The sequence below is a fragment of the Streptomyces sp. NPDC058812 genome, assembly GCF_042744565.1.
GTDB classification, from domain to species: Bacteria; Actinomycetota; Actinomycetes; order Streptomycetales; family Streptomycetaceae; genus Streptomyces; species Streptomyces thinghirensis.
The window spans coordinates 54,503-75,453 of record NZ_JBHYOB010000009.1; the positions used below are offsets into that span (position 1 = coordinate 54,503).

Genomic DNA, 20,951 nt, shown 5'->3' on the forward strand with positions numbered 1-20,951 from the left:
TTCTTCATGATCCGTTCCGCGATCGCGCACACCCTGCGCCGGTCGTCGGTTCGGCACACCCACACCTGTGAAATGGGCGAACTGTGACAAGTCCAATCGACATCGAGGGCGGCGGAACGTCGGCCGCCGTCGACGACGCGCCGGATCGCGTCAAGGCCGTGGAGACGAAGAGCCACGAAGGCCGGTCTCCCGGGCAGCTGATGTGGCTGCGCTTCAAGCGCGACCGGACCGGCGTCGTCTCCGCGTGCGTGGTGATTCTCTACTTCCTCGTTTCGGCGCTGGCACCGCTCATCGCCAAGCTGTACGGGAAGGATCCGTACACCCTGTACGCCCAGGAGCCGGAGTACCCCTTCCTGCTGGACGACTTCGCCATGCCGACCGGTTCCTTCGGGGGCATGTCCGGGGACTTCTGGTTCGGTGTCGAGCCCAAGCTCGGGCGCGACGTGTTCACCATGCTGCTGTACGGCATGCGAACCTCGCTGTACATGGCCGTGGTCGTCACGCTGCTCTGTGTCCTCACGGGCGTGATCATCGGGATGGTCAGCGGCTTCTTCGGTGGCCGGGTGGACTACTGGCTGGGCCGGATCACCGACTTCTTCCTGGCCTTCCCGCAACAGCTGTTCTTCATCGCCTTCATGCCCGTCGTGACCGCGATGTTCGTCTCCCCCCAGGACGAGACCCCCACCTATCTGCGGGCCGTGGCCATCACCCTGGTGATGTGGTTCCTCGGCTGGATGGGATTGGCTCGTCTGGTGCGCAGCTCCGTACTGACGCTCCGCGAGCGTGAGTTCGTGGAGGCGGCCAAGGTGTCCGGTGCCTCTCCATGGCGGATCGTGCGCAAGGAGATCCTGCCCAACATCGTCACACCGATCCTGGTGCAGGCCACGTACATCCTTCCGAGCACGATCCTGTCCATCGCCTTCCTCTCGTACATCGGTGTCGGCTTCGTCGAACCGACCCCCGACTGGGGCCGCATGTTCGCCATCGGTGCCGACGTGTACGAGCAGGACCCGATGTTCATGTTCTTCCCGGGCGTGGCACTGGTCGTTTTCGTTCTCTCCTTCAACCTTCTCGGAGACTCCGTCCGGGACGCGTTCGACCCCAAGACCGGACGGTAATCGTCCATTGGTGGGTGGGGGAGCTGCCGCCCCCGTGCCGGGCTTCCGGACCGTCAGGCAGCACTCGTGGACAACTATCGACAGGCAGGTGGATCGGCATCATGAAGCCCATCAGAAAGCGCACCACGAGCACCACACGCGCCATAGCCGTGGCCATCATGGCCGGCACGCTGGTGCTGACCGGCTGCTCCGGCGACAGTGACGGCGGCAGCAAGGGCAAGAGCGACGCCAAGGGCCAGAAGGACGCCGCCGAGCAGCAGGACCCGGTCGCCTACGGTGACGCCGCGGCGTCCAACGGCCCGGCCGAAGAGGTCCCCGGCGCCAAGCCCGGCGGCTTCATCAACGTCTACATGCAGTCGGACCTGACCCACATGGACCCGGGGCAGATCTACGTCAGCGACGCCGGTCAGTTCGCCAACCTGGTGCACCGCGGCCTGACGAACTTCCAGGAGGACGAGGAGGGCAACCTCACCGTCGTCGGTGACATCGCCACCGACTCGGGCCAGTCCTCGGACGGCGGCAAGACCTGGACGTTCAAGCTCAAGGACGGCGTCAAGGACGACCAGGGCAACCCCATCACCTCGAAGGACGTCCGCCACACCATCGAGCGCCTGTACTCGAAGGTGATCTTCGACGGTCCGACCTTCGTCCAGTCCTGGCTCTCCGGCAACGACTACCGCAAGGCACTGCCGGACGGGCCGTACAAGGGCAAGCACCTGCCGGACTCGGTGCTGGAGACACCGGACGACAAGACGGTCGTCTTCCACTTCTCCCAGCCGCGCCAGGACCTTCCGCAGGCCCTCGCCATGGCCGGGTACGCCATCGTGCCCGAGAAGCGGGACACGAAGGAGAAGTACGACGACGCCCCGGCGGCCCTCGGTCCCTACAAGATCGCCGAGTACAAGCCCGGCAAGTCGATGAAGCTGGTCAAGAACGACCAGTGGGACCCGAAGACCGACTCGGTGCGCCACCAGTACGTCGACGGTTACAACTTCACCAGCACCATCGACCAGGCCAGCCAGACCAAGCGTCTGATGGCCGACCAGGGCGAGGCCAAGAACGCGATCCAGTTCACGGACTCGGTCGACCCGGCCCAGATGTCGGCCGTCATCGGCGACGCCTCGGCGAAGAAGCGGACCATCCAGGGCTACCAGCCCTACGTCTGGCAGCTGACCTTCAACCTCGACCGCATGAAGGACAAGAAGGTCCGCGACGCGATCACCTACGCGATCCCGAACCAGTCCATGGTCCAGGCGGACGGCGGTCGCTACGGCGGTGAGGTCGCCGGCGGTCTGCTCGCCCCGACCCTGCCGAACTTCGACCCGAAGTACGACCCGTTCGGCAAGCTCAAGAAGCCGAACGGCGACCCGGAGATGGCCAAGAAGCTCCTGAAGGAGGCGGGAGTCGCGGAGGGCACCAAGCTCACCTACGCCTACTCCAACACCCCGCGCGGCCAGGCCCAGATGGTCATCATCAAGGACGCGCTCAACAAGATCGGCTTCGACGTCCAGGCCAAGGAGATCGACCGGGCCAGCTTCTACGAGCAGGTCGGCAAGCTGAAGAACCCGTACGACCTCTACATGACCGGCTGGGGTCAGGACTGGCCGTCCGCGTCCACGGTCATCACGCCGGTCTACGACGGTGAACTCGTCGCCGACGGTGGGTCCAACTACTCGCACATCGACGACCCGCAGGTCAACGAGATGATCAAGAAGGCCCTGACGCAGCAGCCGGAGGAGGCCGCCAAGACCTGGGAGCAGGCCCACCACCGCATCGTGGAGGAGATCAACCCGGCCGCCCCGGTCTACTACTCGAAGCAGATCCAGCTCTACGGATCGAACATCGGTGGCGCCAGGTACAGCAACGAGTCGAGCTACATCGACATCAACGACCTGTTCCTGAAGCAGCCGTAGCCCTCCAGCCCGGCTGACCGCCGGGGTGCGCGCCAGGCGGAGCGCACCCCGGCGGACGGCAACCCCTCCCTGCCGCCGTGTCCGAAGAGAGCATCCACCTGCCATGCTTCAGTTCCTCGTTCGCAGGTTGATCGGCGCCATCGTGATCATGTTCCTGATCGGCGCGTTCACCTTCTTCCTGTTCTATACGATCCCTCAGGACTTCGCCGAGCTGTCCTGCGGCAAGAACTGCTCACCCGAGAACATCGCGGTGATCCGCGAGAACCTCGGTCTCGACAAGCCCATCACCGCCCAGTTCTGGGAGTTCATGACGGGCATCGTCGCCGGGCGGGACTTCGCCCAGGGGCACTGCTCCGCGCCGTGTCTGGGCGTGTCGTTCGACTCCGGTGAGTTCGTCTGGGACTCGATCATGGACCGGTTCCCGCTGACGCTCTCGCTCACGGTCGGCGGTCTGGTCATCTTCCTGATCCTGGGCCTCGGCTCGGGCCTGCTCGCCGCCTGGAAGCGCGGCACGGCCGCCGACAAGCTCGTCAGCGGTGCCTCGATCGTCCTCAGCTCGTTCCAGATCTACTTCCTCGGCCCGATCGTGCTCGGCATTCTCGTCTACCAGTCCGGGATCATGGACAACCCGAGCTACAAGCCGTTCACCGAGAACCCGGTCACGTGGGCGATCGGTCTGCTCATCCCCTGGCTGGTGATGGCCACCATCTTCACCGCCCAGTACACCCGTATGTCCCGCTCGACCATGATCGAGCAGCTCCAGGAAGAGCACGTCCGCACCGCACGGGCCAAGGGCATGAAGCAGCGGTACGTCTTCTTCCGCTACGCCTGGCGTGGTTCGCTCATCCCGATCGTCACCATCCTCGGCATGGACCTCAGCGCGTTGCTGTCCGGCGCGGTGGTCACGGAGTTCACGTTCGACCTGGCCGGCATCGGTCGCCTCGCGGTCGACTCGTCCCTGACCAAGGACCTGCCGGTGACGATGGGCGTCATGCTGTTCGGAGCCTTCTTCATCCTGCTCCTGAACATCCTCGTGGACCTCGCCTACGCCTACATCGATCCGCGCGTGCGGCTCAGCTAGGAGAAACACCGTGAGCACTCTGACCAAGACCGAAGGCGAGACGGCCCCGACCGGGCCGGAGTCCTTCCTCTCGGTAAGCGACCTCCGGGTGCGGTTCTCCACCGAGGACGGCATCGTCAAGGCGGTCGACGGCCTGTCCTTCGACGTCGCGCGCGGCCGGACTCTCGGCATCGTGGGAGAGTCGGGTTCCGGCAAGTCCGTCACCAACCTCACCGTCCTCGGCCTGCACAACCCCAAGAACACCACCGTGGAGGGCGAGATCGTCCTCGACGGGAAGGAACTCGTCACCGCGACCGAGAAGGAGATGGAGAAGCTCCGCGGCAACAAGGTCGCCATGATCTTCCAGGACCCGCTGACCGCACTTTCGCCGTACTACACGGTGGGTCGGCAGATCGCCGAGCCCTTCATGAAACACACCGGCGCGTCCAAGAAGGAGGCGCGGGCGCGGGCGATCGAGATGCTGACCAAGGTCGGCATCCCGCAGCCCAAGTCCCGGGTGGACGACTACCCCCACCAGTTCTCCGGCGGTATGCGCCAGCGCGCGATGATCGCCATGGCGCTGGTCTGCGACCCCGACCTGCTGATCGCCGACGAGCCGACCACCGCCCTGGACGTGACCGTGCAGGCCCAGATCCTCGATCTGCTCAAGGACCTCCAGCAGGAGTTCGGTTCGGCCATCGTCTTCATCACGCACGACCTCGGAGTCATCTCCGAGATGGCCGACGACCTGCTGGTGATGTACGCGGGCCGGGCCGTGGAGCGCGGCAGCACCGCCGAGGTGCTGCGCAGGCCACGGCATCCGTACACGTGGGGACTGCTCAGCTCGATGCCGCGGCTCGGCGGCAGCATCGACCAGGCGCTCACCCCGATCCCCGGCACACCGCCCAGCCTGCTGAACCCGCCGTCCGGATGCCCCTTCCACCCGCGATGCGCGTTCACGGGCGAGGTGCCGGGTGACCGGTGCAGCACCGAGCGTCCGCCGCTCGGCGAGGGACGGGCCGCCGCCTGCCACCTGACGGCGGAGCAGAAGCAGACCTTCTTCATCGACAAGATCCAGCCCCGGCTGCGCTAGGGAGCCCGAGACATGAGCGACAAACTCACCCTTCCCGCACAGCAGGGCTCCTCCACGGCGTCGGCCGAGACGCTGCTGAAGGTCGAGGGTCTGACCAAGCACTTCCCGATCTACGGCGGGTTCCCGATCAAACGAAGGGTCGGCGCCGTCCAGGCCGTGGACGACGTCGATCTGACCGTCGGCGCCGGTGAGAGCGTCGGCCTGGTGGGCGAGTCCGGTTGCGGCAAGTCCACCACGGGCCGTCTCATCACCCGGCTCCTGGAACCGACGGCCGGGAAGATCGAGTACGTGGGTCAGGACATCAGCCATGCCTCACGGAGGCAACTGGCGTCCGTCCGCTCCGAGATCCAGATGATCTTTCAGGATCCGTACTCCTCGTTGAACCCCCGGCAGACCGTCGGCACGATCATCAAGTCGCCGATGGAGGTCAACGGAATCAACCCGGCGGGCGGCCGGGACAAGAGGGTCCGCGAGCTGCTCGAACTCGTGGGCCTCAACCCGGAGCACTTCAACCGCTTCCCGCACGAGTTCTCCGGCGGCCAGCGTCAGCGGATCGGCGTGGCCCGCGCCCTCGCACTCAACCCGAAGCTCATCGTCGCGGACGAGCCGGTCTCCGCGCTGGACGTGTCGATCCAGGCGCAGGTCGTGAATCTCCTGCAGAAGGTGCAGCAGGAGCTGGGCATCGCCTTCCTGTTCATCGCCCACGACCTGGCCGTGGTCCGGCACTTCTCGAAGCGTGTCGCCGTCATGTACCTCGGCAGGGTGGTCGAGGTCGGCGACCGGGACTCCATCTACAGCAGGCCGCGGCACCCCTACACCCATGCTCTGTTGTCGGCGGTTCCCGAGGTGTCGATGGTCGACGAGCCGGAGGAGCGTGAGCGGATCCGCCTCGCCGGCGACGTGCCCTCGCCGATCATGCCGCCCTCCGGCTGCCGCTTCCGCACCCGCTGCTGGAAGGCGCAGGACAAGTGCGCGAGCGAGGTGCCTCCACTGGTCCGGATCGACGGCAACCGCGACGGTCATCTGACGGCCTGCCACTTCCCGGAGGAGCCGACGATCGCGGCCCGCGAGGAGGACATCGTGCTCGACCCGGCGCTGGCCGCGCTGGAGGAGCCGGACAAGGACTGACCCGGCCCCGCCGCGAACAGACCGAGGGCCCGCGCCTGGGGAGGCGCGGGCCCTCGGTTTCCCTGGAGCGGACGTTTCCGGGCTCGGGTCAATGGGCCGTGGAAGGTCCGTTCCGCAGGCGGTGCCGACAGAAAGGGGTGTTGTCAGGCAGCCGCCTGGGGGCTCTTGGTGAGACGGGGCGAGGGTACGTCATCCGTCTCGGGGTAGTGGCACGCGGTCAGGTGTCCGGCCTTGTCGCCCTCCACCTGCACCAGCGGCGGCGCCTCCGACGCGCACTTGTCCGTCGCCTTCCAGCACCGGGTGCGGAAGCGGCAGCCCGAGGGCGGGTTGATCGGCGAGGGCACGTCGCCGACGAGCCGGATGCGCTCGCGGGGCGTGTCCTCCACCGTGGCCTCGGGCACGGCGGACAGCAGGGCGCGCGTGTAGGGATGACGCGGGTTGTTGTACAGGTCGTCGCGGTCGGCGATCTCCATGATCTTACCGAGGTACATGACCGCCACGCGCTGCGAGAAGTGCCGTACGACGGCGAGGTCGTGCGCGATGAAGACGAACGCGATGCCCAGTTCCCTCTGCACCTTCTGGAGCAGGTTCACCACCTGGGCCTGGATGGACACGTCGAGCGCGGAGACCGGCTCGTCGGCCACGATCAGCTTGGGTTCGAGGGCCAGGGCGCGGGCGACCCCGATGCGCTGGCGCTGGCCGCCGGAGAACTCGTGCGGGAAGCGGTTGAAGTGCTCGGGGTTGAGACCCACGATCTCCAGCAGCTCGCGCACCCGGGTCTCGCGCCCACCGGCCGGGTTGATGCCGTTGATCTCCATCGGGCCGGCGATGATCTTGCCGACCGTCTGGCGCGGGTTGAGGGACGCGTACGGGTCCTGGAAGATCATCTGGATCTCGGACCGGATCGGCGCGAGCGCCTTGCGCCCCGCGTGCGTGATGTCCTGGCCCCGGTACACGACCTTGCCGCCCGTGGGTTCCAGCAGGCGGGTGATCAGCCGGCCGGTCGTCGACTTGCCGCACCCCGACTCGCCGACCAGGCCCAGGCTCTCGCCCTCGCGCACCTGGAAGTCCAGGCCGTCCACCGCCCGCACGGCTCCGACCGTACGCGAGATCGGGAAGCCGCCCTTGATCGGGAAGTGCTTGGTCAGGCCGCTGACGTCCAGGAGCGTTTCCGCGTTGCTCATGATGGTGAAGTCCTGTCTCTTTACGTCAGTTGTGCCGGGAACCGGCGAAGTCGGCGAACAGCTCCGAGCGCTGCTCCGGGGGCAGGTGGCAGGCGGAGCCCCGGCCCTTGACCACCTCGAGCACGGGCTGCGCCGAGGAGCACAGCCCTCCTTCGACCTTCTCGACGAAGGCGCACCGCGGGTGGAACCGGCAGCCGGTGGGCGGGTTGAGCAGCGAGGGCGGCGAGCCCGGGATCGGCTCCAGCGGCACGTCGACCGGTCCGGCCAGGCTGGGCATGGAGCTCATCAGGCCCAGCGTGTACGGGTGCTGCGGGTCGCGCAGCACCTCCTCCTTGGTACCGCGCTCCACGCACCGGCCGCCGTACATCACCAGGACGTCGTCCGCGATGTCCGCGATGACACCGAGGTCGTGGGTGATGAAGACGATGGCCGTGCCGAACTCCTGCTGGAGATCCTTGAGCAGGTCCATGATCTGCGCCTGGACCGTCACGTCGAGGGCCGTGGTCGGCTCGTCCGCGATGAGCAGCTCGGGGTCGCAGACCAGCGCCATGGCGATCATCGCGCGCTGGCGCATACCGCCGGAGAACTGGTGCGGGTAGTCGTCCACCCGGACGTCCGGCTGCGGGATGCCCACCCGACGCAGCATCTCGATCGCCCGGTCCCGGGCCTCCTTCTTGGAGGCGCCGGTGTGCTTGCGGTACGTCTCGCTGATCTGCTTGCCGATGGTGTGGTACGGCGACAGCGAGGCCAGCGCGTCCTGGAAGATCATGGCCATCTTGTTGCCGCGCAGCCGCTCCAGCTCCCGCTCGGTGGCGGTGAGCAGGTCCTTGTCGTCAAGGATGATCTCGCCGTCGATCGCGGTGCGGTCCCGGTCGTGCAGGCCCAGGATCGTCAGGTTGGTGACCGACTTGCCCGAGCCCGACTCGCCCACGATGCCGAGCGTCTTGCCCTTGGCGAGGTCGAAGGAGAGCCCGTCGACGGCCTTGACGATGCCGTCCTCGGTGGAGAAGTGGACCTTCAGGTCCCTGACGGAGAGGAAGGGCTGCTGTTCGGTGCTCGTCACGGGGACGCTCCAGGAGGTGATGCGGGGTAGGGGGCTACGGGCGGAGGTCAGGCGAGCCGGATCCGCGGGTCGATGAGGGCGTAGACCGCGTCGACGACGATGTTGAAGAGCACGATCGCGCCGGCCGCCAGCACGGTGACACCGAGCTGCATGGGCAGGTCGCTCTGGTTCACGGCCTGCACCGCGAGCCGGCCGACACCCTGGAGGGAGAACACCGACTCGGTGATGATGGCGCCGCCGATCAGGGTGCCGAGGTCGATGCCGAACAGGGTGACGATTGGGCCCATCGCGCCGCGCCAGGCGAACCGGAAGAAGACGTTGCGCTGGGACAGGCCCTTCGCGCGGGCGGTGCGGACGTAGTCCTCGCTGAGCTGCTCCACCATCTGGGAACGCGTCATACGGGTGTAGTTGGCGGTGAAGATGATCGACAGTACGAGCCAGGGAAGCAACAGACCGGACACCCAGGCGGCCGGGTTCTCCGTGAACGGGGTGTACGAGGGCTGGCTGAGGATGCCGAGCTGCGATACCAGGAAGAACATGGCGACGTAGCCGACGAAGTAGATCTGCAGCGAGGAGCCGAGCAGCGACACCGAGCTGGCGAACTTGTCCAGGAACTTGCCCTGCTTGAGCGCAGCGAGCATGCCCGCGCCGACACCGATGATCAGGAAGAAGAACGCCGAGCCGAAGGCGAGCGAGAGGGTCAGCGGCAGCCGGTCCATGATCGTGCCGAAGACGGGCTCGTTGTTGGCGAACGAGTAGCCGAGGCAGGGCGCGTCGCAGTAGCCGTACCCGCCGTAGTCGCGTCCGGCGAAGACGCCCACGAGCCAGTGCCAGAACTGCATGACGATCGACTCGTCGATGCCCAGGTTCTGCCTGATCTGCTCCAGGTTCTCCTCCGTGCAGTTCTTGCCGCAGGACATCATCGCGGGGTCACGCGGGATCGCGTAGAAGAGCCAGAAGGTGACGGCGCTGATGATCAGCAGGATGACCATCGCGCCGATGACTCGGCGGACTAGGAAGCGGAGCATGGGGCGTGACTTTCCGGACGGGGCGCCGTCGCCGGGGGCCTGGAGGGGGGTGGGCCCCGGGGGGCGGTCGCGCGGATGGCGGCCGCCCCCCGGGGTTCGTGCGCGCTTACTTCTTGGCGTAGAGCTTGCAGAGCGCGATGCAGTTGTTGCCGCCGTCGTAGACGACGTTGCCGACCTTGGAGCCGTACATCCAGTTACGGATCTTGTGGTAGTCCGGGACGACCGGCGCCAACTCCATGATCTGGCGGTCGATGGCGCCCCAGGCCTTGTTGGCCTCGTCCGGGTCGGTGATCTTCGCGGCGGCGTCGATCGCCTTGTTCACACCGGTGTCGTTCAGCTGGGCGTAGTTGTTACGGCCGTTGCCGATGTTCTCGCCGTGCCAGCAGGGGTAGAAGACCGAGTAACCGTTCGGCCAGTCGGGGCTCCAGCCGGCGCCGAACAGGTCGTACTCGTTGTCGATCTTGCCGATCTGGGTGTAGAACGTCGACTTGTCGACCTGCTTGTTGACGACCTTGAAGCCGGCCTTCTCCAGGGCGTTCTTGACCGCGACGGCGACCTTCACCTGGGTGTCCGACTGCTGGTAGGCGATGACCAGCTTCTGACCGACCTTGCCGGCCTCCTTCAGCAGCTCCTTGGCCTTGGCCGGGTCGCCGCCGGGCTTCTTGGTCGTGCCGTAGAGGTCGAACTTCTCGTAGCCGGGGGTGACCGGGCTGAGGATGGTGGTGGCGATCTCGGTGCTGTAGGCACCACCGCTGATCGTCTGGAGCTGCTGGTGCGGCCACGCCCAGTTGATCGCCTGGCGGACCTTGACGTCCGTGATGCGGGTGGTGTTGATCGGCCAGTAGTAGGTGACCGTGTCGACCCGGGTGAGGACCCGCTTCTTGTGCTCGGCGTTGGTGAGCACCTGCGCGATGCGCTCGGGAGCGATCTCGTTGAAGATCGACATCGTGTACTGGTCGTTGCCCCTGTCCGCGATGTAGCGGTCGGTGGAGGCGACCAGCTCGAAGCCGAACTGGAAGTGGTAGCTGTCCGGGTAGGCGTTGCGGATCGGGTCCGTCTTCGGGTCCCAGTGCTCATTGCGCACGAAGGTCATCGACTTGCCGACGTTGCGGTTCTTGATCTTGTACGGGCCGCAGGAGACCGGCTTCTTGTCGTACTTCTCCTTGGTGTCCAGCTTCTTCGGCACCAGGGAGTAACCACGCATGGCCACCGTGAAGTTGAAGTCGCTGCGCGCCTCGTTCAGGCGGAAGGTGATGGTCTTGCCGTCGACCTCGATGGAGTCGAGGTGCTTGCCTTCGTAAGGGCCCTTGTACTTGTCGCCGCCTTCGAGCCAGCTCTGCACGAAGATCGGCCCCTCGGTGATGAACGGGGCGAAGATGCGCTCGAAGGTGTGGCGGACGTCGTCGGCGGTGACGTCCGAGCCGTCCTCCCACTTCAAGCCGTCCTTCAGGGTGAAGGACCAGGTCTTGCCGCCGTCCTTCATAGTGCCGGCGTCGGTGGCGGCGTCGCCGACCAGGGTGGTGACGCCCTTGTCATCGATCTTGTAGCCGGTCAGACCGCGCATGATCGGCACGGTGATGGCGGCCTCGGTCGAGACGTAGATCTGCGCCGGGTCCATGTGGTCCATGTCGAACTGGTCCAGCGAGTAGATCGTCCCGCCCTTGACCGCGTCCTTGACATCAGGGGCCGGGCCGGCCGAGTCGGCCTTGGAGCCGACCTTGATGTCGATGGTCTCGCTGCCACTGACCTTGGGGCCGTCGTGCTTGGCGGACGATCCACCGTCCCCGCCGCCGCACGCGGTCAGCACCGAGGACGAAGCCGCGACCACACCGGTGGCTATGAGGAAGTTTCTACGGGAGAAAGACATGAGGCACCTGCCAGAGAAGGACAAACGGGACGGGACGGGCGGCCGGCCGGACGGCGTTGGACGAGCCGGATGGAACGCAAGGGTCAGCGCTTGGTCTTCGGGTCCAGGGCGTCGCGCACCGAGTCACCGAGGAGGTTGAAGGCGAGGACGAAGATCACCATCGACACACCCGGGAAGAGCATGAAGGTGAGGTCCTCGGTGTAGAACTGGGCGCCGCGCTGGATCATGACGCCCCAGTCCGGGGTCGGGTCGATGATGCCGACGCCGAGAAAGGCCAGCCCCGCCTCGGCGGTGACAAACGCCGGGAGCATCAGGGTGGACTGGATGATGATCGGCGTCCACAGGTTGGGCAGCAGTTCCTTGAAGACGATCCGGAACGGGGACGCCCCCGTGACCTTGGCCGCCTCGACGAACTCCCGCTCGCGCAGACCGAGCACCTGACCGCGCAGCAGCCGGGCGAGGGACGCCCAGCCGAAGGCCGACAGCACCAGGATGAGCGAGACGGCACGCAGCGAGGTCGGGATGTTCTCGTCGCTCGCGACGAACAGGCCGTAGACGACCGGCATGAAAGCGATGAAGAAGAGCGTGGACGGGAACGAGAGCAGGATGTCGATGACCCGGCTGACGAAGTAGTCGGTCTTACCGCCGAGGTAGCCCGCCGTGATGCCCACGACGACGCCGACGATCGCCGTCAGCAGGGTGGCGGCCACCGCGAGACCCAGCGACGTGCGGATGCCGTAGAGCAGGAACGTGAAGACGTCCCGGCCGAGCTGCGGCTCGATGCCGAACCAGAACTCACTGCTCATACCGCCGTTGGGGCCGGCCGGGTAGGAGAAGGCGTTCAGCAGTTCCGGGCGCTCACTGGCGTACGTGGTGTACGGGTTCTTGCCGTAGAGCTTGGCTATGAGGGGGGCCGCGAGCGCGATGACGAAGAAGAAGATCACGATGCACGCGGATATGACGCCCGTCTTGTCCCGCTTGAAGCGGGTCCAGGCCAGGCGCCCGGGTGAACGGCTCTCGCTGCCCTGATTGGTGGTGGGCGTGGGCGACTTGACGACGCTCTCGTCGGTCACCTCGAGCGGGGCAGCCGCTGATGGAGTTGGGGGGGTCATGGTGCTCCTGGCCCAAGGGAGGGTCTGATGACTCCGCAGGGCGTCCCCCTACGGGCTACGCCGGACTTTTTCAACGCAATTCGTTCAAGGTCAATAAAATCCGCTCCGGCTTGGCTTGCTCTTTACCTTCTTTACCTGTTCTTGGGTGAACCGTAGTTACGCGTGTAGCGTGCCGTGATCAATCTGTGCCTTATAACGGGCCAACTGGACCAATCAGGCAAGGCGTTCGTTATGCGGACGCGGAGTCGTCGAAATGTGTACACCGAGGGTTCGGAATCCAACGGTTCTGCATCGGATGGTGAAGATCCGTTGCGCAGAGTTTCAAGATCCTTTGCTGCGGGTTGGAGGGGTTCGCCCCTGCGGGCCCGTCAGGTGCCGCCGATGGGCTGTCGGGTTCCTCCAAAGGGAGGTATGCGTGTGCGAGGTGCACCTTTTGCCCTGATGCTGGCCGGTAATGGATCAGCGGACGAGTCAGCGAACGAGTCGGACGAGTCGGACGAGTCAGGGCACGAGGAGGCACTCCATGCGCGGAGCCAGGCACACCAAATGGGCCGCATGCGCGGCGGCGGTGGCCCTCGCGGCGACCGCCTGCGGAGGCGGGGGCGGCAGCGGCGGAGACACGAGCGCGGTCCTCAGCTCCTCCTGGGGCGACCCGCAGAACCCGCTGGAGCCGGCCAACACCAATGAGGTGCAGGGCGGCAAGGTCCTCGACATGATCTTCCGAGGGCTGAAGAAGTACGACCCCGAGACCGGCGAGGCGCAGAACATGCTCGCCGAGAAGATCGAGACCTCCGACTCGCAGAACTTCACCGTCACCGTCAAGGACGGCTGGACCTTCAGCAACGGCGAGAAGGTCACCGCCCAGTCCTTCGTGGACGCCTGGAACTACGGCGCGAGCCTGAAGAACAACCAGCGCAACGCCTACTTCTTCGCGTACATCGACGGCTACGACAAGACGCACCCGGAGAGCGGCGAACAGAGCGCCGACACACTCTCCGGGCTGAAGGTGACCGGCCCCCGCACCTTCACCGTCAAGCTGAGCCAGAAGTTCTCGACCTTCCCCGACACCCTCGGCTACCCGGCCTTCGCGCCCCTGCCCCGCGCCTTCTTCGACGACCACGACGCCTGGCTGAAGAAGCCCGTCGGCAACGGCCCGTACATGGTGGACAACTACGCCCGCGGCTCCCAGATGTCCCTGCGCAAGTGGGAGGAGTACCCGGGCCCCGACAAGGCGCAGAACGGCGGCGTCGACCTCAAGGTCTACACCGACAACAACACGGCTTACACCGACCTGATGGCCGGCAATCTCGACCTCGTCGACGACGTCCCCGCCGCCCAGCTCAAGAACGTGAAGAACGACCTCGGCGACCGGTACATCAGCACCCCGGCCGGCATCATCCAGACCCTCGCCTTCCCGTTCTACGACAACGACTGGAGCAAGCCCGGCTCCGAGAAGGTCCGCAAGGGCCTGTCCATGGCGATCGACCGCAAGCAGATCACGGACACGATCTTCCAGCAGACCCGCACCCCGGCCACCGACTGGACCTCACCCGTCCTCGGCGAGGACGGCGGCTACAAGGCCGGCCTGTGCGGCGAGGCCTGCGAGTACAAGCCCGACGAGGCCAAGAAGCTGATCAGCGAGGGCGGCGGACTGCCCGGCGGCCAGGTCAGGATCACGTACAACGCCGACACCGGCTCCCACGGGCAGTGGGTCGACGCGGTCTGCAACTCCATCAACAACGCCCTGGACAACGACCGCGCCTGCGCGGGCAACCCGGTCGGCACCTTCGCCGACTTCCGCAACCAGATCACCGACCGGAAGATGAGCGGTCCCTTCCGCGCCGGCTGGCAGATGGACTACCCCCTCATCCAGAACTTCCTCCAGCCGCTCTACTACACCAACGCCTCCTCCAACGACGGCAAGTGGTCCAACGAGAAGTTCGACGATCTCGTCGACCGGGCCAACGCCGAGACGGACACCAGCAAGGCGATCGGCCTCTTCCAGCAGGCCGAGGAGGTGCTGAGGGACGAGATGGGGGCCATCCCGCTCTGGTACCAGAACGGCAGCGCGGGCTACTCGGACCGGCTCTCCAACGTGAAGCTGAACCCGTTCAGCGTCCCGGTCTACGACGAGATCAAGGTCGGCTGAGGAGGCGCCATGGGACGCTACGTCGTCCGGCGGCTGCTCCAGATGATCCCGGTCTTCATCGGGGCCACGCTGCTGATCTTCCTGATGGTCAACGTGATGGGCGACCCCATCGCGGGCCTGTGCGGCGACCGGAAGTGCGACCCGGCGACGGCCGCGCAGCTGCGCCACGAGTTCGGTCTCGACCAACCCGTGTGGCAGCAGTACCTGACCTACATGGGCAACGTCTTCACCGGCGACTTCGGCACCGCCTTCAACGGCCGGCCGGTCACCGAGCTGATGGGCACGGCGTTCCCGGTCACCATCCGCCTCACCCTCATCGCCATCCTCTTCGAGATCGTCGTCGGCATCGTCCTCGGCGTCGTCACCGGCCTGCGCCGCGGGCGGCCCATCGACACCGGCGTCCTGCTCCTCACCCTCGTCGTCATCTCCGTCCCGACCTTCGTCACCGGCCTCCTCCTCCAGCTCCTGCTCGGCGTCAAGTGGGGCTGGATCGACCCGGCCGTCTCCTCCGAGGCCCCCTTCGGCGAGCTGATCGTCCCCGGCCTGGTCCTCGCCTCGGTCTCCCTGGCGTACGTCACCCGGCTGACCCGTACCTCCATCGCGGAGAACCGGCGCTCCGACTACGTCCGCACCGCCATCGCCAAGGGCCTGCCCCGCCACCGGGTCATCACCCGGCACCTGCTGCGCAACTCCCTGATCCCCGTCGTCACCTTCATCGGCACCGACATCGGCGCCCTGATGGGCGGCGCCATCGTCACCGAGCGGATCTTCAACATCCACGGTGTCGGCTACCAGCTCTACCAGGGCATCCTCCGGCAGAACACGCAGACCGTCGTCGGCTTCGTCACCGTCCTGGTCCTGGTCTTCCTCGTCGCCAACCTCGTCGTCGACCTCCTGTACGCCGTACTCGACCCGAGGATCCGCTATGCCTGAGCAGCAGCCGTACGAACCGGAGCGCGCGATCGCCGGAACCGGCATGGGCGGGCAGATGGACCTCGGCGCGAGCGAGGCGGTGACCCTGGAGAAGACCCCGGGCCCGGACGGTCCGGAGGGCAGCGGCCCCCAGGACAAACCCCGCAGCCTCTGGTCCGACGCCTGGCACGACCTGCGCCGCAACCCGGTCTTCATCGTCTCGGCCCTGGTGATCCTCTTCCTGATCGTCATCTCCATCTGGCCGTCCCTGATCACCTCCGGCAGTCCCCTCAAGTGCGACCTGGCCAAGGCCCAGGAGGGCTCCCAGTCCGGCCACCCCTTCGGCTTCAACGGCCAGGGCTGCGACGTCTACACCCGCACCGTCTACGGCGCCCGTACGTCGGTGGCGGTGGGCGTCCTCGCCACGCTGGGGGTCGCGGTCCTCGGCAGCGTGCTGGGCGGGCTCGCCGGGTTCTTCGGCGGGGCGGGGGACGCGGTCCTCTCCCGGATCACCGACGTCTTCTTCGCGATCCCGGTCGTCCTCGGCGGCCTGGTCCTGCTCTCCGTCATCACCAGCAACACCGTCTGGCCGGTCATCGGCTTCATCGTGCTGCTCGGCTGGCCGCAGATCTCCCGTATCGCCCGCGGCTCCGTCATCACCGCCAAGCAGAACGACTACGTCCAGGCCGCCCGCGCCCTCGGCGCCTCGAACTCCCGACTCCTGCTGCGCCACATCGCGCCCAACGCCGTCGCCCCCGTCATCGTCGTGGCGACCATCGCGCTGGGCACCTACATCTCCCTGGAGGCGACCCTGTCCTTCCTCGGCGTCGGTCTCAAGCCACCCAGCGTCTCCTGGGGCATCGACATCTCCGCCGCCGCCCCCTACGTCCGCAACGCCCCGCACGCCCTGCTGTGGCCCTCCGGAGCCCTCGCCGTCACCGTCCTCGCGTTCATCATGCTCGGCGACGCGGTGCGCGACGCCCTCGACCCGAAGCTGAGGTGAGCCGCCGCATGCTGCTGGAAGTGCGCGACCTGCACGTGGAGTTCCACACCCGGGACGGCGTCGCCAAGGCCGTCAACGGCGTCAGCTACGGCGTCGACGCGGGCGAGACCCTGGCCGTCCTCGGCGAGTCCGGCTCCGGCAAGTCCGTCACCGCCCAGACGGTCATGGGCATCCTCGACATGCCCCCGGGCCGGATCACCGCGGGCGAGGTGCTCTTCGAGGGCCGGGACCTGCTGAAGCTGAAGGAGGAGGAACGCCGGAAGGTCCGCGGCGCCGAGATGGCGATGATCTTCCAGGACGCGCTGTCGTCGTTGAACCCCGTCCTCACCGTCGGCGCCCAGCTCGCCGAGATGTTCACCGTGCACCGCGGCATGTCGCGCAAGGACGCCCACGCCAAGGCCGTCGAGTTGATGGACCGCGTACGCATCCCGGCCGCCAAGGAGCGGGTGCGGCAGTACCCGCACCAGTTCTCCGGCGGCATGCGCCAGCGCATCATGATCGCCATGGCGATGGCCCTGGAGCCGAAGCTGATCATCGCCGACGAGCCGACCACCGCCCTCGACGTCACCGTCCAGGCCCAGGTCATGGACCTGCTCGCGGAACTCCAGCGCGAGCTGCACATGGGTCTGATCCTCATCACCCACGACCTGGGCGTGGTCGCCGACGTGGCCGACAAGATCGCCGTCATGTACGCGGGCCGGATCGTGGAGACGGCGCCGGTGCACGACATCTACAAGGCACCCGCCCACCCGTACACGCGCGGCCTGCTGGATTCGATCCCGCGCCTGGACCAGAAGGGCCAGGAGCTCTACGCCATCAAGGGTCTGCCGCCCAACCTCACCCGCATCCCGCCCGGCTGCGCCTTCCACCCCCGCTGCCCGATGGCCCAGGACGTCTGCCGCACCGACGTACCGCCGCTGTACGACGTGACGGAGTCCGACGCGGAGCGGGGCAGCGCCTGCCACTTCTGGAGGGAGTGCCTGCATGACTGAGCCGATCCTCGAAGTCCGCGGTCTCGTCAAGCACTACCCGCTCACCACCGGCATCCTCTTCAAGAAGCAGGTCGGCGCGGTCAAGGCGGTCGACGGCGTCGACTTCCACCTCGACCGCGGCGAGACACTGGGCATCGTCGGCGAGTCCGGCTGCGGCAAGTCCACGGTCGCCAAGATGCTGGTCAACCTGGAGAAGCCGACGGCCGGCGAGATCCGCTACAAGGGCGAGGACATCACCAAGCTGTCGGGCAAGGCCCTCAAGTCCGTACGCCGCAACATCCAGATGGTCTTCCAGGACCCCTACACCTCCCTCAACCCCCGCATGACCGTGGGAGACATCATCGGGGAGGCGTACGACATCCACCCGGAGGTGGCGCCGAAGGGCGACCGGCGGGGGCGGGTGCAGGAACTGCTGGACGTCGTCGGTCTCAACCCGGAGTACATCAACCGCTACCCCCACCAGTTCTCCGGCGGCCAGCGCCAGCGCATCGGCATCGCGCGGGGGCTGGCGCTGCGCCCGGAGATCATCGTCGCGGACGAGCCGGTCTCGGCCCTCGACGTGTCCGTGCAGGCGCAGGTGATCAACCTGATGGGCCGGCTCCAGGACGAGTTCGACCTGTCCTACATCTTCATCGCCCACGACCTGTCCATCGTCCGGCACATCTCGGACCGGGTCGGCGTGATGTACCTCGGCCGGATCGTGGAGACCGGCCGCGACGCCGAGATCTACGACCATCCCACGCACCCCTACACGCAGGCGCTGCTGTCCGCCGTGCCGGTGCCCGACCCGGAGGCCCGGGAGCACCGCGAGCGCATCATCCTGGCCGGCGACGTGCCGTCCCCGACCAACATCCCGTCCGGCTGCCGCTTCCGCACCCGCTGCTGGAAGGCGCGGGAGCGCTGCGCCCTGGAGGTGCCGGCGCTCGCCGTCCCCGCCGAATTCCGGCATGCCACCGGTCCCGCGGCCCACGACTCGGCCTGCCACTTCGCGGAGGAGAAGCAGGTGGTGCCGCCGGAGGGGGAGACGCAGGACGGCGGGGGAGGCGGGCCGGGGTGACATGGCGCTCCCCGGCCCGCTTACGGCACCCGCACGGCCGTACGCTGATCAGCGTCGCGCGTCCGTATATCGGTGCCGCTTCGGTGAAGTTGCCTGCGTGTTAAAGCGGTTGGTGCCTCCGTGTGACGCTATGCCAGTGACCGCTTGAGGAAGTCGACCTGGAGCAGCAGCAGGTTCTCGGCGACCGACTCCTGCGGAGTCATGTGCGTGACGCCGGACAGCGGGAGCACCTCGTGCGGGCGGCCCGCGGCCAGCAGGGCCGAGGACAGTCGCAGGGAGTGGGCTACCGCCACGTTGTCGTCCACGAGCCCGTGGATGATCATCATGGGGCGCCGCGGCTCGGCGGCGTCGACCAGGCCCGCGTCGTCGATCACCGAGTTGCGGCGGTAGACGTCCGGTTGCTCGCCCGGGTGGCCGATGTAGCGCTCCTCGTAGTGGGTGTCGTACAGCCGCAGGTCGGTGACCGGGGCGCCCACGACGGCGGCATGGAAGACGTCCGGGCGGCGCAGGGCCGCCAGGGCGGCCAGGTAGCCCCCGAAGGACCAGCCACGGATGGCGACCCGGTTCAGGTCGAGCGGGAAGTCCGCGGCGAGGGCCTGGAGCGCGTCCACCTGGTCCTGGAGCGCGACCGCGGCCACGTCGTCCTTGATGGCCTTCTCCCAGGCGGGGGACCGCCCCGGGGTGCCCCGCCCGTCGGCGACGACGACCGCGAAGCCCTGGTCGGCGAACCACTGCGACGTGAGGTGGGCGTTGTGCGCGGCCACCACGCGCTGACCGTGCGGTCCACCGTACGGGTCCAGGAGTACGGGGAGGGAGGTGTCACCGTGGTAGTCCCTTGGCATAAGCACGGCGCACGGGACGCGGCGTGCGCCCCCCTGGGTGAGTGTCACGCGCGGGGACAAACCAGGGTCTTCGGCGTAAGAGGCGACGGTCGCCAGCGGCTTCCCGTCCCGCAGAACCTGTACCCGGGCCCCCGGGCGGTCGAGCGTCGCGGAGACGAGAACGGTCACGCCGCCGGCACGTACCGCCGAGTGCACGCCGGGCTCCTGCGAGACGCGCTCCACGCCGAGTTCGTTCACCCGGTACACGTGTACTTCGCCCGTCTCCGGCTCTGCCGCCTCCTCGCCGGCCGACGCGGAGACCAGCACGTCGTCGCCGGAGACGTCCAGCACCGCCCGCAGATGCAACTGGGCACCGGTGAGCGGGCGTTCACCGACCGCCAGCACGCGCGCGCCGCCCTCGTCGGCGATCCGCACGAGCTGCCCGGAGGGGCTCCAGCAGGGCACGCCGGGGAAGAGTTCCAGCCAAACTGGATCTTCGTCGGCGTGCACCATCCGGGTCGCCCCGGACTCGGTGTCCACGGCCAGGAACAACTGACTGCGCTGGTCGCGCGCCTGTACGAGGATGAGTGGCGCACCCGCCGCTGACCAGTGCACTCGCGCCAGATACGGATACCGCGCCCGGTCCCAGAGGACCTCCGTGCGCCCCCCGTCCAGCCCGATCACGAACAGCCGTACGTCCGCGTTGGCGGTGCCCGCCGCCGGGTACCGCACGTGGTGTGGCTCACGCTCGGGATGGGCCGGGTCGGAGATCCACCACCGGCTGACCGGCGTGTCGTCCACGCGTGCCACCAGCAGCCGGTCCGACTCGGGTCCCCACCAGAAGCCCCGGCTGCGCCCCATCTCCTCGGCGGCGATGAACTCGGCGAGCCCGTGGGTGACGCCCTCCGCGTCCGCCTCGGCCAGTGCCCTGTCCCCGTCCCCCTCGGCACCCACGACCCGCAGGGCGCCCTGGGCGGCGTAGGCGATGTGCCTGCCGTCGGGGGAGGGGCGCGGGTCGATCACCGGTCCGGGGGTGGGCAGTTCGCGCGCCGTCCCGGCCCGCAGCTCGGCCGCGAAGAGCCGCCCTGACAAGGCGAAAGAGGCCAGCTCGACGGCCGCGTCGGTGGCGTAGCCGACGATACCGGCGCCGCCCTCGCGGCTGCGCTCACGCCGCGCCCGCTCCTCGGGCGACAGATGCTCCTCGGCGCCTCCCAGGAGGGCGCGCGGATCGGCGGCGACGCGCTCGCCGCCCTCCTCGGTATCGAGGATCCACAGTGAATTGGCCCGGTCCGTGCCGGCACCGGAGCGCAGGAAGGCGACCCGGGAACCGTCGGGTGCCACGGTGAACGAACGCGGCGCGCCGAGCGTGAACCGCTGGGTGCGGGCGTGCCGTTTGGGGAAGGAGTCGGACTCGGTCGTCATGCCTCGACCATATTGGCCATGCGCCCCCT

16 protein-coding genes are annotated in these 20,951 nt (G+C 67.5%); 10 read left to right on the top strand and 6 right to left on the bottom strand.

Annotated features, from left to right (window positions below; all coding sequences use genetic code 11):
- Positions 1-83: 83 nt before the first annotated feature.
- From ACFW48_RS20035 to ACFW48_RS20055, 5 genes are all read left to right on the top strand, one after another.
- Positions 84-1,118 carry an ABC transporter permease gene (locus ACFW48_RS20035; protein WP_386316400.1) on the top strand — a complete coding sequence of 345 codons (1,035 nt, stop codon included), beginning with the start codon at positions 84-86 and terminating at the stop codon, positions 1,116-1,118.
- A 101-nt stretch (positions 1,119-1,219) separates the two neighbouring features.
- A complete protein-coding gene (locus ACFW48_RS20040; RefSeq protein WP_386316402.1) occupies positions 1,220-3,031 on the top strand; it encodes an ABC transporter substrate-binding protein in 1,812 nt (603 codons plus the stop codon).
- Between the two features lie 103 nt (positions 3,032-3,134).
- Positions 3,135-4,112 carry an ABC transporter permease gene (locus ACFW48_RS20045; RefSeq protein ID WP_386316403.1) on the top strand — a complete coding sequence of 326 codons (978 nt, stop codon included), beginning with the start codon at positions 3,135-3,137 and terminating at the stop codon, positions 4,110-4,112.
- A gap of 10 nt (positions 4,113-4,122) precedes the next feature.
- Complete coding sequence (locus tag ACFW48_RS20050) at positions 4,123-5,184, top strand: ABC transporter ATP-binding protein (RefSeq protein WP_121749044.1); 1,062 nt, start codon at positions 4,123-4,125, stop codon at positions 5,182-5,184.
- Positions 5,185-5,196: 12 nt separating this feature from the next.
- Entirely contained in the window at positions 5,197-6,312 is a 1,116-nt protein-coding gene (locus tag ACFW48_RS20055) for an ABC transporter ATP-binding protein (RefSeq protein WP_386316405.1), read from the top strand.
- Positions 6,313-6,455: 143 nt separating this feature from the next.
- On the opposite strand, the gene ACFW48_RS20060 is transcribed toward ACFW48_RS20055, so the two are convergent.
- From ACFW48_RS20060 to ACFW48_RS20080, 5 genes are all read right to left on the bottom strand, one after another.
- Positions 6,456-7,496 (bottom strand): ABC transporter ATP-binding protein, encoded by a 1,041-nt coding sequence (locus tag ACFW48_RS20060; protein ID WP_386316407.1) that lies wholly within the window; start codon positions 7,494-7,496, stop codon positions 6,456-6,458.
- 25 nt (positions 7,497-7,521) lie between these two features.
- Positions 7,522-8,559, bottom strand: a complete 1,038-nt coding sequence (locus tag ACFW48_RS20065) for an ABC transporter ATP-binding protein (RefSeq protein WP_386316409.1) — start codon at positions 8,557-8,559, stop codon at positions 7,522-7,524.
- 47 nt (positions 8,560-8,606) lie between these two features.
- The gene (locus ACFW48_RS20070; protein ID WP_386316410.1) at positions 8,607-9,587 is read right to left on the bottom strand and encodes an ABC transporter permease; all 981 of its coding nucleotides are present in this window, start codon (positions 9,585-9,587) and stop codon (positions 8,607-8,609) included.
- A 106-nt stretch (positions 9,588-9,693) separates the two neighbouring features.
- Positions 9,694-11,454, bottom strand: coding sequence for an ABC transporter substrate-binding protein (locus tag ACFW48_RS20075; RefSeq protein ID WP_386316412.1), 1,761 nt, complete (start codon positions 11,452-11,454; stop codon positions 9,694-9,696).
- 83 nt (positions 11,455-11,537) lie between these two features.
- The gene (locus ACFW48_RS20080) at positions 11,538-12,566 is read right to left on the bottom strand and encodes an ABC transporter permease (protein WP_386316414.1); all 1,029 of its coding nucleotides are present in this window, start codon (positions 12,564-12,566) and stop codon (positions 11,538-11,540) included.
- 523 nt (positions 12,567-13,089) lie between these two features.
- Between ACFW48_RS20080 and ACFW48_RS20085 the strand changes: the two genes are divergently transcribed.
- Genes ACFW48_RS20085 through ACFW48_RS20105 form a run of 5 tightly spaced genes read left to right on the top strand, consistent with a single transcriptional unit; the run spans position 13,090 to position 18,679 of the window.
- Positions 13,090-14,715: an ABC transporter substrate-binding protein gene (locus ACFW48_RS20085; RefSeq protein WP_386316416.1), complete on the top strand. Its 1,626-nt coding sequence runs from the start codon at positions 13,090-13,092 to the stop codon at positions 14,713-14,715.
- Positions 14,716-14,724: 9 nt separating this feature from the next.
- On the top strand, positions 14,725-15,648 hold the full coding sequence (locus tag ACFW48_RS20090; protein ID WP_386316418.1) for an ABC transporter permease: 924 nt from the start codon (positions 14,725-14,727) through the stop codon (positions 15,646-15,648).
- On the top strand, positions 15,641-16,630 hold the full coding sequence (locus tag ACFW48_RS20095; RefSeq protein WP_386316420.1) for an ABC transporter permease: 990 nt from the start codon (positions 15,641-15,643) through the stop codon (positions 16,628-16,630). The genes ACFW48_RS20090 and ACFW48_RS20095 overlap by 8 nt, the downstream gene beginning before the upstream one ends.
- Positions 16,631-16,638: 8 nt before the next feature.
- Positions 16,639-17,622 (top strand): ABC transporter ATP-binding protein, encoded by a 984-nt coding sequence (locus ACFW48_RS20100; protein WP_386316422.1) that lies wholly within the window; start codon positions 16,639-16,641, stop codon positions 17,620-17,622.
- Complete coding sequence (locus tag ACFW48_RS20105; RefSeq protein ID WP_386316424.1) at positions 17,615-18,679, top strand: ABC transporter ATP-binding protein; 1,065 nt, start codon at positions 17,615-17,617, stop codon at positions 18,677-18,679. The genes ACFW48_RS20100 and ACFW48_RS20105 overlap by 8 nt, the downstream gene beginning before the upstream one ends.
- Positions 18,680-18,807: 128 nt before the next feature.
- On the opposite strand, the gene ACFW48_RS20110 is transcribed toward ACFW48_RS20105, so the two are convergent.
- Positions 18,808-20,922 carry a prolyl oligopeptidase family serine peptidase gene (locus tag ACFW48_RS20110; RefSeq protein WP_386316426.1) on the bottom strand — a complete coding sequence of 705 codons (2,115 nt, stop codon included), beginning with the start codon at positions 20,920-20,922 and terminating at the stop codon, positions 18,808-18,810.
- Between the last annotated feature and the right edge of the window lie 29 nt (positions 20,923-20,951).

Coding starts and splice junctions, on each gene's coding strand:
- ACFW48_RS20040 (WP_386316402.1), top strand. CDS start 1,220: ATGAAGCCCATCAGAAAGCGCACCACGAGCACCACACGCGCCATAGCC.
- ACFW48_RS20045 (WP_386316403.1), top strand. CDS start 3,135: ATGCTTCAGTTCCTCGTTCGCAGGTTGATCGGCGCCATCGTGATCATG.
- ACFW48_RS20055 (WP_386316405.1), top strand. CDS start 5,197: ATGAGCGACAAACTCACCCTTCCCGCACAGCAGGGCTCCTCCACGGCG.
- ACFW48_RS20060 (WP_386316407.1), bottom strand. CDS start 7,496: ATGAGCAACGCGGAAACGCTCCTGGACGTCAGCGGCCTGACCAAGCAC.
- ACFW48_RS20070 (WP_386316410.1), bottom strand. CDS start 9,587: ATGCTCCGCTTCCTAGTCCGCCGAGTCATCGGCGCGATGGTCATCCTG.
- ACFW48_RS20075 (WP_386316412.1), bottom strand. CDS start 11,454: ATGTCTTTCTCCCGTAGAAACTTCCTCATAGCCACCGGTGTGGTCGCG.
- ACFW48_RS20080 (WP_386316414.1), bottom strand. CDS start 12,566: ATGACCCCCCCAACTCCATCAGCGGCTGCCCCGCTCGAGGTGACCGAC.
- ACFW48_RS20085 (WP_386316416.1), top strand. CDS start 13,090: ATGCGCGGAGCCAGGCACACCAAATGGGCCGCATGCGCGGCGGCGGTG.
- ACFW48_RS20090 (WP_386316418.1), top strand. CDS start 14,725: ATGGGACGCTACGTCGTCCGGCGGCTGCTCCAGATGATCCCGGTCTTC.
- ACFW48_RS20095 (WP_386316420.1), top strand. CDS start 15,641: ATGCCTGAGCAGCAGCCGTACGAACCGGAGCGCGCGATCGCCGGAACC.
- ACFW48_RS20100 (WP_386316422.1), top strand. CDS start 16,639: ATGCTGCTGGAAGTGCGCGACCTGCACGTGGAGTTCCACACCCGGGAC.
- ACFW48_RS20105 (WP_386316424.1), top strand. CDS start 17,615: ATGACTGAGCCGATCCTCGAAGTCCGCGGTCTCGTCAAGCACTACCCG.
- ACFW48_RS20110 (WP_386316426.1), bottom strand. CDS start 20,922: ATGACGACCGAGTCCGACTCCTTCCCCAAACGGCACGCCCGCACCCAG.